Here is a 14,061-nt window from a genome sequence, read left to right on the forward strand (position 1 = left end):
TATGCTGCGTGACGCTGAGCTTACTGAGCAAAAGAACACAAAAAATGACACAAATCGGCCTTATATAGGTCGGTTTGCCCCATCCCCTTCTGGGCCCCTGCATTTTGGCTCTTTAGTATGTGCGCTTGCTAGCTTTCTTCATGCGAGGCAAGCCTCAGGCACATGGCTAATTAGAATAGAAGACATTGATACACCTCGTATCGACAGTGCATTTAGTCCTATCATTATTGAGTCTCTGGCCGCCCATGGCATGCATTGCGATGATGTTTACCCCAATCTTGCTGATGCTGGCGCTTGTGAGCCAGATGAAAACACTAAACATAAAGCGAATGGATGTATTGTTTATCAAAGCGAACGGCATCACTTATATCAAGATACACTCAACACTCTAGCGGCCAGCAACAGCATTTACGGCTGCGCCTGCAGTCGCAAAGATATACGTTCGAGGGCGTCTTATTACGACCAACACTGCAGAGACCTTGGCCTAAGTTTTGAACAACACGCCGTACGCTGGAAAAACCCTTGCATCAATAGCAGCTTTGAAGACTTACACTTTGGTCATTTAACGGTTGACCCGCGAATGGCAAACGAAGACCCGGTGCTGAAACGTGCCGACGGCATTTATGCCTATCATTTGGCAGTAGTGGCAGACGATATTGCTCAGGGTGTTACGCATATTGTAAGAGGCGCAGACCTTATTGACACAACCGTATTACATATTGAAATGTTCAAAGCCTTAGGCGCACAGCCGCCCACCTACCTGCATATTCCGGTTGCCGTAAGTGAAGCTGGGCAAAAGCTCTCTAAACAGCATCATGCTCCTGCTATTGACGCAAGCCGGGCAAGCGATAATTTAAAAAGCGCACTGATGTTTTTAGGGATGAGCACAGAGCAGCTTTCTCCCATTTCAAACACAAGCGATGTGAGTAAAATAGTGAGCTGGGCAATTGATAACTGGCGGCCAAATATGTTGCCTAAACAAACAGAAATTCTAACTTTTCAAGCAAATAACGTATACTGCGTAAATAATCCGCCGCAGAGCGTTCAATAAGGTAATTTCATAAACATGGCTAGTAGCGATTCTGAGCAAGCACTTAGGCTAGAGGCAAGCGTGATACAACGCGATGACCACACCATGCGCTTAAGTGATTTAAGTCCCAATACGCAAAAAGTCCTGCGCACACTTACCGCTCACAACTACGATGCATACGCCGTTGGCGGATGCGTGAGAGACCGACTTTTAGGGCTAGACCCAAAAGACTTTGATGTGGTCACCAACGCCACCCCTGAGCAAATTAAAGCCTGCTTTCGTAACTGCCGCCTAATAGGACGCAGATTTCGTTTAGCTCATATCACCTTTGGTCGTGAGATTATTGAAGTGGCTACGTTCAGAGGTCATCACGTAGAAGATGCAAAAGACAGCTTAGCCAAACAAAATAGTGACGGTCAGCTCGTGCGCGACAACATTTTTGGCAGCATTGAAGAAGACGCCGCTAGACGAGACTTCACCTTTAACGCCATGTACTTTGACGCCAGCACCGAAAATATTCTAGATTTTGCTGACGGTATAGAGGCCATAAATACTCGCCACATTAAGATGATTGGCGACACAGAAGTCCGCTTCAAAGAAGACCCTGTGAGAATGATCAGAGCCGCGCGCTTCAGCGTTAAGCTGTCAATGGCTATCCCAGACGATATGCAGCAAAGCATCCGAAGCCATGCGCATTTGCTGGCCAATATCCCACCGGCGCGTTTATTTGAAGAAGTCAGCAAACTTTTGCTGTCGGGCAAGGGTGAAGATACCTTTTTGCTGATGCAAAAATTAGGGCTATTCCATATTCTGTTTCCTGCACTGAATGGCATGCTCAACGACCCGAAGGGCAAAGAGTATCAACTCATTACCAAGATGCTGAAAAACACCGACGAACGACTGGCCAGCGGACAGCGCATTACGCCAGCCTTTTTATATGCCACGGTGCTTTGGTATCCCATGGAAGAGCGCACGCAGCAGCTCATGTTTGATACGCAAATGTCGCATCACGACGCAACCAACATTGCCAGCGCCGAAGTAATACACCGACAAGTGCAGCGTATTATGGTGCCCAAGCGTTTTAGCATCCCGGTGCGGGAAATTTGGGTTTTGCAAAGCCGTCTGCAAAAAAGATTTGGTAAGCGCCCCTTTCAGTTACTGACCCACCCTCGCTTTAGAGCCGCATACGACTTTTTGCTCCTTAGAGGTCAGATAGAGGGCGGTGATTTACTTGAACTTGCACAGTGGTGGACAGATTTTCAAGAGGCAAGTCCCGAACAGCGTACTACCATGGTTAAAGCCTTAGGTGCAAACCATAATGGCGCGCCGCGACGCAGAAAACGTAAGAAGCCAAAAGCATGATGTCAGATAGCGCATACATAGGGCTTGGTAGCAACCTCGCCTCTCCGAGTGAACAAATCAAACAAGCACTGGTTGAACTGCATGCGCATCACCAAATTTGTGTGCAGCGCTGTTCTCATTTGTATCAGAGCGCCCCTATGGGCCCGAAAGATCAGCCCGACTATGTTAATGCAGTTTGCCGCTTAACCACTTCACTGGCACCACTAGAGCTACTGGATATTTTGCAAGACATTGAGCAAAACCATGGCCGTGAGCGCATAGGAGAAAAATGGGGTCCGCGTACGCTCGACTTAGACATGTTGATGTTTAATGAACTAAGGCTGCAAAGCGAACGTTTAATATTGCCGCACTACGGCATGTCGCAGCGCGAGTTTGTTTTGGTGCCATTATTTGAAATTGCGCCTGATTTGATTATGCAAGACGGACAAAAACTTGCCACATGGGTAAGTAAATGCAATTTAGTTGGCCTTAAGCGCCTCCCCGGTGCTGTCGACTTTGCCAGCATCGCGGCCTAGTATAAATGCGTATCGATAAGTAAAAGGGCTGAACATGAAAAAAGTGACGGTGTCGAGCTTGCTGAAAATGAAAGCCGACAATGAAAAAATTGCAGCGCTGACCGCCTATGACGCCAGTTTCGCAAAGCTATTCGATGAGCAAAACGTTGACGTGCTATTAATTGGCGATTCACTGGGCATGGTCTTAAAGGGCGAGGACAGCACCTTAGGCGTGAGTATTGACGAAATCGCCTATCATACCAAATGCGTCGCTAACGGCGTATCGCGTGCCTTTGTGGTCGCCGACATGCCCTTTATGAGCTACGCCTCTGCCCAACAGGCTTACTCTCAAGCCGCTGTGCTGATGCGTGCAGGCGCCAGCATGGTCAAATTAGAGGGCGGTGATTGGCTGCTTGATACCATAAGCGGTCTTGTGCAGCGCTCGGTGCCGGTATGCGGACACCTCGGCTTGACTCCGCAATCGGTCAATGTGCTTGGCGGATTTAAAGTACAAGGGCGCAGCGATGAACAGGCAAATAGGTTGTTAGCAGATGCTAAAGCCCTCGAACAAGCCGGCGTTCAAATGTTGGTGCTTGAATGTGTCCCCTCGTCGCTGGCAAAACGCATCAGCGAGACGTTGAGCATTCCGGTAATTGGCATAGGCGCTGGCGTAGATACAGACGGCCAAATCCTTGTAATGCATGACATGCTGGGCATTAGCGCAAACTACATGCCCAAATTCAGCAAAAATTACTTAAGCGAAACCGGTGATATCCGAGGCGCAGTTGCCAGCTATATCGCCGAAGTAAAAGCTGGCCTATTCCCTAGTAGTGAACACGGATTTAATTAGTATGCAGGTTGTTAGCAGCATTAGCGATTTACGCGAAACCCGCCGCTCGTGGCAAAATGCAAAAGAAGTCATCGCTTTTGTGCCTACCATGGGAAACTTACATCAAGGGCATTTGAAACTGGTGAGTGAAGCCAAAAAATCGGCGACCAAAATTGTTGTATCGATATTTGTCAACCCGCTGCAGTTTGGACCTGACGAAGACCTCGACGCTTACCCGCGCACCTTTGAACAAGATAAAGCGGCGCTCGAAGCGCTCGGCGTAGATATTTTATTTACCCCCCGAGCCGAGGATATTTACTCTCGCGGTTTGGAGCAGCAGACCTTTGTAGAGGTACCTGGCTTGTCGTATATGATTTGTGGTGCCAGTCGCCCTGGGCATTTTCGCGGCGTAGCCACAATCGTGTGCAAATTATTTAATATGGTACAGCCTAATCAGGCTTATTTTGGTGAAAAGGACTTTCAGCAATTGCAGGTGATCAAGGCCATGGTCACCGACTTATCGATGAATTTAAGCATTCACGGCGTACCTACCATGCGCGAACCCGACGGCCTTGCAATGAGTTCTCGCAACCATTATTTAAGCGAGCAACAGCGTAAGTTAGCGCCTACTCTGTACGCTACGATTAGCGATATGGCGTCGCAAATTAAACAGGGCAGACGCGACTTTTCAGTGCTGATTAGTGAGGCTAAAGACGAACTTACACAAGCAGGTCTAAAACCCGACTATATTGAAGTGAGGGCAAGCGATAGCTTGCTTCAACCAGGACACGAAGACCAAAATATTGTGATATTAGCCGCCGCGTTCTTAGGCAAAACGCGGCTGATAGACAATATTCAAATTGCGCTTTAACTGCTTTTTTGATGCAGCAGCTCTGCCGCTTGCTTGGCAAAGTAGGTTAAAATTCCGTCGGCCCCGGCGCGTTTGAAGGCTAATAGCGATTCTAAAATAACCGATTCTCGATTGAGGTAACCCTTTTCAAATGCAGCCTGATGCATGGCATACTCGCCGCTTACCTGATACGCAAAGGTCGGCGCTTTAAGCTCTGATTTGCAACGCTGCACAATATCTAAATACGGCATGCCGGGCTTAACCATCACCATGTCGGCACCCTCCTCTAGGTCAAGGCTAATTTCCATAAGCGCCTCATTGCTATTAGCTGGGTCCATCTGATAGGTTTTTTTATCGCCACCTTTAATGTTGGCCGCCGAGCCCACTGCGTCTCTAAATGGGCCGTAATAATTAGATGCATATTTGGCGGCGTAGGCCATGATGCATGTACTTTCAAACCCTTCGTTTTCGAGTGCAAAGCGTATAGCACCAATGCGCCCATCCATCATATCTGAGGGTGCCACTACATCTGCGCCAGCTTCTGCATGCGAAAGTGCCTGTCGAATCAGTACTTCTGTGGTTTGGTCATTCATCACATAGCCAGCGTCATCGATAATGCCGTCTTGACCATGCACAGTAAAAGGGTCAAGAGCGACATCGGTAATGACCACTACCGTGTCACCAAATTTTTCTTTTAATGCGCGGGTCGCCTGCTGCGCAATACCATTAGGATTGAATGCTTCTTTCGCGCTTAAGCACTTTTGCTCTTGAGGAGTTACCGGAAATATAGCAAAGCTGCTAATGCCAAGTGCTAAACACTGAGCAACTTCTTCAAGCAATAAGTCTATGCTCATTCGATAAATGCCCGGCATAGAATCAATAGCCTGACGCTGACCTTCACCGGGTAACACAAACATAGGAAAGATTAAGTCGCTGCACTTCAGATGATTTTCTGATACCAGAGCACGAAGCGCAGAGGTACGTCGCAAGCGACGAAGACGGGTATGTGGAAACATGGGCATCCTTTAAATAGACTTTATGCCTCGCCTTCACCTACCACCAGATTTCGGCCCTGTTGCTTGGCTCGATACAGCAAGTTGTCGGCGTGGGCGAGCATAGTTTTGTGGTCATCAAGCTGCTCGGGGACTTTGGCTACAAGCCCTATACTTACCGTGCACGCAATTTGCTGACCTTGAAATTCAATTATGTTTTGCTCTAAGGCTAGTCTAACACCTTCCATAATAGCGGTCATGTCATCTAAGCTTTTGTTATTGCCTACCGCAATAAACTCTTCACCGCCAAAGCGGCAAACAAATAAGTCATGCTGCTGCGCAAGGCTGCCAAGCATCTGTGCAAAAGCTTTGAGCACATGATCGCCACCCAAATGGCCATAAGCATCGTTGATGTGTTTAAAATGGTCTAAATCGAGCGCAGCAATGCCTAGCACCGATTGCGATTGAATACACTGCGCTGTAACCTCGCTCAAATGCTCATCAAAAAGATAACGATTCGGCAAGCCAGTTAAGCCGTCAACGTTGCGCATTTGTTTCAACTCGGCACTGGTTTTAGACAGCTCGCCAAGGGCGCTTTCAAGCTGTGCAGTTTGTGCCTGTACTTGTTTCTCAAGGCGCGCTTGTGCATCGCGCTGTGTCTGAATTAGTTCGTCTTTGGCCATCAGCATATCGCGCTCTTTGGCAAGCGCTAGCTCTTTGTCTTTGCGCGCATGGTATTTGTTTCGACGATACATATTGATGAGCGCCGTTCCAATGAGCAGCGTCTCTAGCGCGAAGGCGATAATTAAAATAAAAATGGGCTCTACGCGCACGGGTAAAAGACCAAAGCGCGCTAAGGCCGATAAAAAAACCGACATGCTCAGCACGCCCCATACCAGCGCAAAAAAATTTGCTCTGGCTTTGCCATGCGAACGGCTCATTAAACAAATCACTATCGACGTGCTGCTAAAAAGCGCTAATGACAGCACACTTACCTTCACCAATGCAGCGCTAGGGAAAAATATGCCTAAACCAACAAAGACCGCATATAGCCATATTTGCCATTTAAGCAGACGGGCGGCAAGGATATTGCTGTGCTTAAGGTGAAGTACTTTTTGCGTAAACAAAAATAAGCACAACGTCACAACGTTAATCGACAGTGTGCTTATTGTTTGCTGCAGATAAACTGAAGACGGCCATAAATAATGAAAGCCATGCCCGGTCACTGCGGCGAGGTGCAAACCAAACGCCAGCAAATAACCCGCATAATATACATATTCAGTGTTATTTGAGGTAGCAAACATAAGCAATGAGTAGCAGATTAACGCAAAAATATAGCCAAAAATAAGACCATGGAATAGCGTGAGATTGCTCATATGTTCTAGGTATAGAGCGCTGTCCCAAATATCAAAATTGAGGTTAAGCGCGATTGAGGTTTGCGCCCGCGCTATAACGGTGAGTTCACCGTCTGCCGAAGGTATCTCTAATAAAAAGGAAGCAGATGCAATGGGACGATAATAAAAAGGCTGAGTGTCACCAAATTGTGCATATTCAAGGATATTTTGTTGCTCGTCTACTATCCAAAGCTCCACTTCGTCTAGCAAAATATCGTCCATCAATAGCAGCCTGCGATTTACCCCATCGTTGTTTTTAAGTCGTGCTTTTATCCAATGCGCATCGGTAGTATTGCCAAAATTAAGTTTGTCGGCTGACCGCCAAGCAGATGGCGAGAGCGCAAGTACCTGCTCAATCGTCATCTTACCGCCACTGCTTGCTACGTTTGATTCAACTAAAAACGAGCGCGCACCAATATCTCGAGTCGCAGTCTGAGCAATACCCAACTGCACGCAAACGTAAATTAATAAGGTAAGCGACAAAGCAAGAAATGCTGTAATGAGCGGCTGCTGGCGCACTGAGGCTAGAATACTGTAGGGCGCCTCACTTTGCAGATGAGCGTTATCTTGAGTGCTACCATGCTCGCTTTGCTGGGCAAGCTTTTGAGTGCTTCGCGTACCCACTATCATGCTGAGTAAGCTTGCGCGATCACTTGATTACGTCCCGACTCTTTTGCCTGATAAAGCAATTTATCGGCAAAGGCTAGCAGCGCGGCTTGCTCGTCATCGTTCGACATGACTTTTGAGCTTAAGCCAATGCTCACCGTCATCGAGATGCGCTTACCCTCAAAGTTTACCGATGTTTGTTCAAGTGCGGACCTGACTCTTTCCATCAGTTTATGCGCACCCTCTAAATCGGTAGCAGGCAGAATAACCACAAATTCTTCGCCACCGTAACGACAGATTATATCTGAGGGGCGCTTTATGTTTTCTTGTAAGGTGCTAGCAAATACTTTAAGGCACTCATCGCCGGCCAAGTGGCCATGCTCATCATTAATTTTTTTGAAAAAATCGATGTCTAGCATGGCTAAGCTCAAGATGCGCTGCTCGCGGCGACTGCGGCGCGTTTCGGCCAATAAACGTTTGTCGAAATAACGTCGATTCATTAATCCGGTGAGCGGGTCAATGGCGCTTAAGCGTTCAAGCTCTTGATTAACCTCCGAGAGTTCTCGCATCGCAATTTCAAGTTCAAGCGTGCGCTCCTCAACACTGTATTCTAAGGCCTGCTGACTTTCTTGCTGCACTTGCAGTAGCTCGTCTTTGGCCGCCATCGCTTGGCGCTCGTTTTCAACGGCAAGGGCTCTTGCCTCTTCGGCTTCTTTATATTGAGTGCTGAAACTGATGGCCAAGGCAAGTGCAAGCAATAGCGTTTCGGTAATAGCGCCAACCATGAGCAAATAGCTCGAGTCCATGGGCAGTTCGTAAAGGCCAAAATTTTCGAAGGCCAGCGCAATACCCGACATCAGCAAAGCGGCCCACGCACCTGAAAAATAGCGCGCAATCAAATTGCCCTTTATCGCCAATGATAAACTTGAAACTAAAATGACCGGTGTGGTGCAGGCAATCATGACCAATACGCTCGTTAAGAGCAGTGAATACGGCATCACAAAGCTAGCTACAAATAGTGCATAAAACACATATCGCACTAATTTGAGCAATTTAAACGCGCGTATGCTGTTGTTTTTTAAATCCAAGACCTGAATCGAAAAAGTGATAATGAGAATGAGCGTCGAACACGCAAAAAATGCAATAGCGCGCTCCTGAAACCAAATGTTATCAGGCCAAAGATAGCGGAACCCCATACCGTGCAGCGTCACAGCCACCATGCCGATGCTCAGCACATAGGCGGTATAAACGGCAAAAATGGGGTTGCGCGTTGTCGCGTAAATAAATAAGTTGCTCAAGGCCATGGCAATCATGTAGCCAAAAAACAAGCCCATAAACAGTTTGTGCGAGCCGCTGTATTCAATAAAATCTGATTTTTCCCACAGCCTCAAGGGCGCTTTTATTGGCCCTTCGCCATAAAGCTTCAGTAATAATGTAACGTGAGTGGTTTCAGCATAAACTGGGAACAAAAACTGCTCGTGCTGAATAGGACGAAAATAAAAAGACTGTGTATCACCAACTGAATAGGTCGCGATTTGTTCATACCGAGCGCTGCCATCCTCACTCATGTGATGAGCGTAAACCCAAACGTCTGCGTTATCTAACAGGCCGTAGTTAAGTTCAAATAAGTACTGTTCGTCGACTAATAAGGTTTCGGTTTGCAGTTTTATCCAGTGAACACGCTCAGAGAGGCCTAAATTTTCTTTTTCAAAGCTTTGCCAGAGATTGTCATCTAGCGCTAACACCGACTGCTCATTGAGTGATTCGAGTCCTGCAGCGGGTTGCTCAACAAAATACCGCGCATCAAAGGGCAGACTTTTTTCTTCTATTTTTGAAGTCAACGAGACAGTAAGTGCTAATAGCCCAAGCACGAACAACGACACAATCGCCGCTATCCAATAGCTCCTATCTCTTGGCATCACTTGATTTGACTGCATTAACTTCCTTTAGTAAAAGTCTTTATAGGCGCTTTGATGCGCCCCACGTGAAAATAAAGCCTTGGCATTGCTGTAAGCCGCTGCCGCCACCTCTTCTACGTCTATCTGTTTTATCTCGGCCACTTTCTCGGCAATGGCACTTATATATTTAGGTGCGTTTTGTTTCGCACGCGGGCGAAGCGTTTTAGGAAACAAATACGGTGCGTCGGTTTCAAGCAGCAGTCGATTAAGTGGCAGCGACCTCACCGCTTGTTGTAAATCGGCGCCTCGGGCGTTATCACAAATCCACCCTGTGACGCCCACATAACAGCCAAAATCTAAATATTGCAGCATCTGCTGCTCATTTCCCGTAAAACAATGCGCCACCAAAAACGGTAAATCTTGGTAAACCTTGCGCAGCATCTTGCACTGTTGTTCAAATGCATCGCGCTCGTGCAGGTATACACCTAATTGAAATTCACGCGCTAACTGCAGTTGAGTATCAAAGGCCGCAATCTGATTGCTTTGGCTTGAGAAATTCCGATTAAAGTCTAATCCACACTCGCCCACTGCACTTATTTGATTATCGGCCAAAATAGCCCGAAGTTTAGCCCATGAATAAGCATCTGCTGAATCTGCATAATGAGGATGGACACCGGCAGTGGCGTGCAGTTGAGGAAGCTTAGAAAATGGGTTAGCGGCTGTTGAATTATTCGGCGGCCGATGTTGAGTCAATAAGGCGAGGGCCTTTTCAGACTCATCGATATCGCTCGAAATAACTAAGATATCGTGAACCTCAGCATCGGCCGCCTCTTGCAGAACCTGCGCTAAGTCAAAACGCGGGTCTAGCAAATTGACGCCAACGTCAAACCAAGGCATCTACTGAACTCTTTTTACTCGCACACGGCGATTGCTGCTCTCTTTTCCTAAGAAGTAAGCCGACAGCGCGCCCTTTTCAACATAAATTGCCATGCCTTTTTTCAAACGCAAACGGCTGCTTTCCGTTTCTCGCCATTTATGCCCATTGGCCAAGGTGAAGGTGCGAATGCCTCGATTATTCTCACTGATATCGTCAATTACGCTGTCGATTCGGTCTAATCGCGCTTGCTGCGGTGCTTCACGCTGCAGGTCCTCTGCGCCAAATTGGTCGATTAAATCGGCCTTGCTGCTGGGCGCTTGAGCAACTTGCTTGCTGACATCAGGCGCGGCAAGTGGTGTATTTGATGTTGCAGGTATTTGAGGCGTGCTTGTTTGCGAGGGCGCAGTTGTTTGCAATGGCAGCGAGACCGGCGAGGGCGCGCTTGCTTGAGCAGTCTCGTTAAAGGTTGGCGGCGCTACCGTCATTTCAGGTGTCTGATTCGCAGGTGCTAAACCTGATGCTGCTTTTGTTTTAGCGCTGCTAAGCGAATCGCTGTGGAAAAAATTATCAAAACACGCTAGCCGGACACTGTCATTTTCAATCGTGGTGCATTTTCTGGCGTCTTCAATCGACTGCGCTTGGAGATTCAAAGGCAGCAAGCCCCCAACAACTAACAATACTTGTACGCATGTTTTTTTCATTGTTCTGACTCCGCTTGCTGTTCTTGTTCTGCGCGCTTTTTAGTATAGAGGCTACCTATTATCACGCCAATCTCAAAGAGTAACCACATCGGCAAGGCTAATAAGGTTTGCGAAATAACATCGGGAGGCGTTAGCAACATGCCGACTACAAAAACGCCCACCACCACATAGGGTCGCTTTTTGCGCAAATTATCGGGTGTAGTAACACCGGTCCAGCACATTAAAATAATTGCTACTGGAATTTCAAAGGCCACGCCAAAGGCAAAAAATAACTTTAAAACAAAATTGAGATAGCTCGATATATCGGTGCTTATGAGCACGCCGTCGGGTGCGACGCTGTTGAAAAACATAAACGCCAGCGGAAACACCACATAATAAGCGAAGGCCATGCCTGAGTAGAATAAAAGCGTGCTGCTAACCAGAAGCGGTGCAACCATTTTCTTTTCATTTTTATAAAGGCCAGGCGCTACAAATCCCCACACTTGATACAAGACCACCGGAATTGCGATAAAAAATGACAGCACTAGGGTTAATTTAAAAGGGGCTAAAAATGGTGAGGCAACGTCTGTTGCAATCATGCTCGCGCCTACAGGCATACTGGCAACCAAAGGCTGTGCTAAATAGGCGTAGAGGTCTTGTGCAAAATAAAACAAACATAAAAACACAAATAACACCGCCATTAAAGCACGCAAAATTCGTGTGCGAAGCTCTATTAAATGGGAAATAAAACTGCTCTGTTCGGCCATACTATTTGTCTTTATCTGAGGAAGGAGTGCTTGTATCGCTCAACACCGATGACTGTTTTTTACCGTCATCGGTACCGCTTTGCATACTAAGGTCGGTGTCCTGCTCTTCAGGTGCCTGAGCTGTCGATGCTGGTGCTTCAGATGCTGGTGTTTCAGATGCTGATGTTCCAGATGATGGAGCCTTGGATGTCGATGAAATGGTGTTCGACGGTGTTTTATAAGGTTGCTGCACAGACTCCGCCGCTGCCCTTAACTCGTCTACACTCTTTTTGATATCGCCACCAATATTTTCCATCCCCATTTGCTCTGCTTTTTTTAGGTTTTCATGAAGCTCATGGGTTTTCAACTGCTGTGACACCTCTTCTTTAAAACCGTTAGCCACGCTTTTTATAGACTTAATGGTATCGGCGGTTGACCGAATAAATGACGGCAAGCGCTCAGGGCCAATCACTAACAAAGCGATTATCCCTATGAGCAAAATTTCCCAAAACCCGATATCAAACATAAGCGTTAGTCTTTTGAAGCAACCTTATCGTTGTCTTTGACTGAAGACTGCACATTTGAAGCAACAGCAGCATCATCTTTCTTGTTTTCAACGGCTTGAAAGTCGGCATCTTTTGCATCGGCGTCTTTCTTGTCGGCGTCATCATTCATGGCATTTTTGAAACCTTTTAGCGCTGAGCCTAAATCACCGCCTACGTTTCGTAGCTTTTTGGTTCCAAAAAGCAACACCACTATCAACAAAATAATTCCAATTTGCCAAATACTAATTCCCATGAGATTTCCTTTTGCGCATATTCATCTGACTTATCTACCTGATATAGATGTCAATAAATTGTAAATGTTCGATTTATATGGTCGTATTGTATACTGATGTCTGAGTATATCATTGGATAAGCTCATGCATCATAAAAATTTGCGGTGTGTTTTGTAACAGAAGGCTTGAGAGTTGAGCGTAATGTTTAAGCGAAAGTATTAGCGAAAGTATAAGCGCCAATTAACATCTGTTAGCCATTAGCATTAGAAGCGCTTTTACAGAAACAAAAGGGCAGATAAAGAGCGACTGAGATAGAACAACGAATACAGAGCGACAGACACGCAACAACAAACAAGGCGCAGTAGGTATAAACCAATTACAATGAAGACATCCACGTCACGTGATTTCAAGGTTTGCTTCACCATGGCAGTACTTTACAGTGCTGGCATTACAATGCTGTTGCTTGGGCCATACGTAAACGCGGAGCCAGCACAGTCGACTGAACTTGTTTCAACGGATGTACCTGTTTCAACTGATGCACTTGTTTCAAAAGAAAGTGTTACTCAAGTCGCGCAAGACGAACCTCAACCGCCTTGGCTTACCGATGATGAGACCGCGCCGCCTGCGCCAAGAACCAACTCAGCCACTTTTGAGTCTCGCTATCGGTACTGCACTGAAAAAGCATGGTTAGACGATGCATATTGTTATCTTAATTATGGGGTAGATTCTACTGCCAATACTATTAATAGCTGGTTTTTGCATAGCCGCAGCGACCCAAGTGTTGCGACCACCAGCGGGCGCTTGCGCTTTGGTTGGGAGCCGCGCAGTGGCGATTTAAGCGAGTTTGATTTGCGCTTTCGCATTCGCGCAAAACTGCCTGGTTTAAAAGACAGAGTAGAACTTTTACTGTCAGATGAAGAAGACAATATCAATCAGCAAGATATCAAAGCGGCGCAAAACAGTGACCTAAGCGCAAACGATCGTGCGGTGGTGGCTTTGCAGTTTAAGAAAAACAAAGAAGACCATCTTTCATACCGCATAGGTTTTGGTAGGGGCAGTCAGCTATATACGCGCGCTCGCTACAACAATGAAATCAGCATTAGCGATGCCACAAAATTTTATTATTACGCTGAGGCAAACTATTACTCGGGCGATAAATTTGGCTTTGAAGTAGACGGGGTTGTTAGCACGCAAATAAGCCCAAACACCGCTTTTGAACTAACCAATAGCTTTCAGTATCGAGACAATCGAGAGGACTGGTACTGGCGGCATGAAGCCCGGTATTTAGTCTTAGGCAAAAATGACACCAGCTATTTATTTACCGCGATGATTGATGGCCTAAGCCGCCCAGTATACCGAAAAGAAAGCATGTTGGTGAGCGCTCGCTACAAGCGCAGAATCCTACGAGAGTGGTTATACCTTGAAATTGAGCCATTTATCGTATGGCTGCGAGAGGAAGATTTTAGAACCTCCTTTGGTATCGCGCTGCGTGCAGAGGTGCATTTTTCAACCTAGCGAGTTCAAC

The 14,061-nt window shown here is 46.7% G+C and carries 13 protein-coding genes and 1 pseudogene; 6 read left to right on the forward strand and 8 right to left on the reverse strand.

Annotated elements, in window-relative coordinates; all coding sequences use genetic code 11:
* Window position 1 precedes the first annotated feature (1 nt).
* From gluQRS to panC, 5 genes are read left to right on the forward strand one after another with little or no spacing between them, the layout of a single operon-like run.
* On the forward strand, window positions 2-1,051 hold the full coding sequence (gene gluQRS / locus ACFO4O_RS12030) for a tRNA glutamyl-Q(34) synthetase GluQRS (RefSeq protein WP_382408844.1): 1,050 nt from the start codon (window positions 2-4) through the stop codon (window positions 1,049-1,051).
* 15 nt (window positions 1,052-1,066) lie between these two features.
* Window positions 1,067-2,392 carry a polynucleotide adenylyltransferase PcnB gene (gene pcnB / locus ACFO4O_RS12035; RefSeq protein ID WP_382408846.1) on the forward strand — a complete coding sequence of 442 codons (1,326 nt, stop codon included), beginning with the start codon at window positions 1,067-1,069 and terminating at the stop codon, window positions 2,390-2,392.
* A complete protein-coding gene (folK, locus tag ACFO4O_RS12040) occupies window positions 2,389-2,907 on the forward strand; it encodes a 2-amino-4-hydroxy-6-hydroxymethyldihydropteridine diphosphokinase (RefSeq protein ID WP_382408848.1) in 519 nt (172 codons plus the stop codon). Before pcnB ends, folK begins: the two co-directional genes overlap by 4 nt.
* 34 nt (window positions 2,908-2,941) lie before the next feature.
* Window positions 2,942-3,736, forward strand: coding sequence for a 3-methyl-2-oxobutanoate hydroxymethyltransferase (gene panB / locus ACFO4O_RS12045; RefSeq protein WP_382408850.1), 795 nt, complete (start codon window positions 2,942-2,944; stop codon window positions 3,734-3,736).
* A gap of 1 nt (window position 3,737) precedes the next feature.
* Window positions 3,738-4,586, forward strand: a complete 849-nt coding sequence (panC, locus tag ACFO4O_RS12050; protein ID WP_382408852.1) for a pantoate--beta-alanine ligase — start codon at window positions 3,738-3,740, stop codon at window positions 4,584-4,586.
* On the opposite strand, the gene hemB is transcribed toward panC, so the two are convergent.
* The 8 genes and pseudogenes from hemB to tatA all read right to left on the reverse strand — a co-directional run bounded on the left by hemB (window position 4,583) and on the right by tatA (window position 12,556).
* The gene (hemB, locus tag ACFO4O_RS12055; RefSeq protein WP_382408854.1) at window positions 4,583-5,587 is read right to left on the reverse strand and encodes a porphobilinogen synthase; all 1,005 of its coding nucleotides are present in this window, start codon (window positions 5,585-5,587) and stop codon (window positions 4,583-4,585) included. The genes panC and hemB overlap by 4 nt on opposite strands.
* 14 nt (window positions 5,588-5,601) lie before the next feature.
* Window positions 5,602-7,581 carry a diguanylate cyclase gene (locus tag ACFO4O_RS12060; RefSeq protein ID WP_382408856.1) on the reverse strand — a complete coding sequence of 660 codons (1,980 nt, stop codon included), beginning with the start codon at window positions 7,579-7,581 and terminating at the stop codon, window positions 5,602-5,604.
* Window positions 7,578-9,494, reverse strand: coding sequence for a sensor domain-containing diguanylate cyclase (locus ACFO4O_RS12065; protein WP_382408858.1), 1,917 nt, complete (start codon window positions 9,492-9,494; stop codon window positions 7,578-7,580). Before ACFO4O_RS12065 ends, ACFO4O_RS12060 begins: the two co-directional genes overlap by 4 nt.
* A 9-nt stretch (window positions 9,495-9,503) precedes the next feature.
* The gene (locus tag ACFO4O_RS12070) at window positions 9,504-10,352 is read right to left on the reverse strand and encodes a TatD family hydrolase (RefSeq protein WP_382408860.1); all 849 of its coding nucleotides are present in this window, start codon (window positions 10,350-10,352) and stop codon (window positions 9,504-9,506) included.
* Window positions 10,353-11,033: a hypothetical protein gene (locus ACFO4O_RS12075; RefSeq protein ID WP_382408862.1), complete on the reverse strand. Its 681-nt coding sequence runs from the start codon at window positions 11,031-11,033 to the stop codon at window positions 10,353-10,355.
* A complete protein-coding gene (gene tatC, locus ACFO4O_RS12080; protein ID WP_382408864.1) occupies window positions 11,030-11,779 on the reverse strand; it encodes a twin-arginine translocase subunit TatC in 750 nt (249 codons plus the stop codon). The genes ACFO4O_RS12075 and tatC overlap by 4 nt, the downstream gene beginning before the upstream one ends.
* Window positions 11,780-11,993: 214 nt before the next feature.
* Window positions 11,994-12,284, reverse strand: a pseudogene (gene tatB, locus ACFO4O_RS12085) (Sec-independent protein translocase protein TatB); the annotation flags it as partial.
* Between the two features lie 5 nt (window positions 12,285-12,289).
* Window positions 12,290-12,556 (reverse strand): twin-arginine translocase TatA/TatE family subunit, encoded by a 267-nt coding sequence (tatA, locus tag ACFO4O_RS12090; protein ID WP_382408866.1) that lies wholly within the window; start codon window positions 12,554-12,556, stop codon window positions 12,290-12,292.
* Between the two features lie 403 nt (window positions 12,557-12,959).
* Between tatA and ACFO4O_RS12095 the strand changes: the two genes are divergently transcribed.
* On the forward strand, window positions 12,960-14,051 hold the full coding sequence (locus ACFO4O_RS12095; protein WP_382408868.1) for a hypothetical protein: 1,092 nt from the start codon (window positions 12,960-12,962) through the stop codon (window positions 14,049-14,051).
* Window positions 14,052-14,061: the final 10 nt, after the last annotated feature.

Origin of the sequence: Glaciecola siphonariae, assembly GCF_042652645.1 — a bacterium.
Taxonomy (GTDB): Bacteria; Pseudomonadota; Gammaproteobacteria; order Enterobacterales; family Alteromonadaceae; genus Glaciecola; species Glaciecola siphonariae.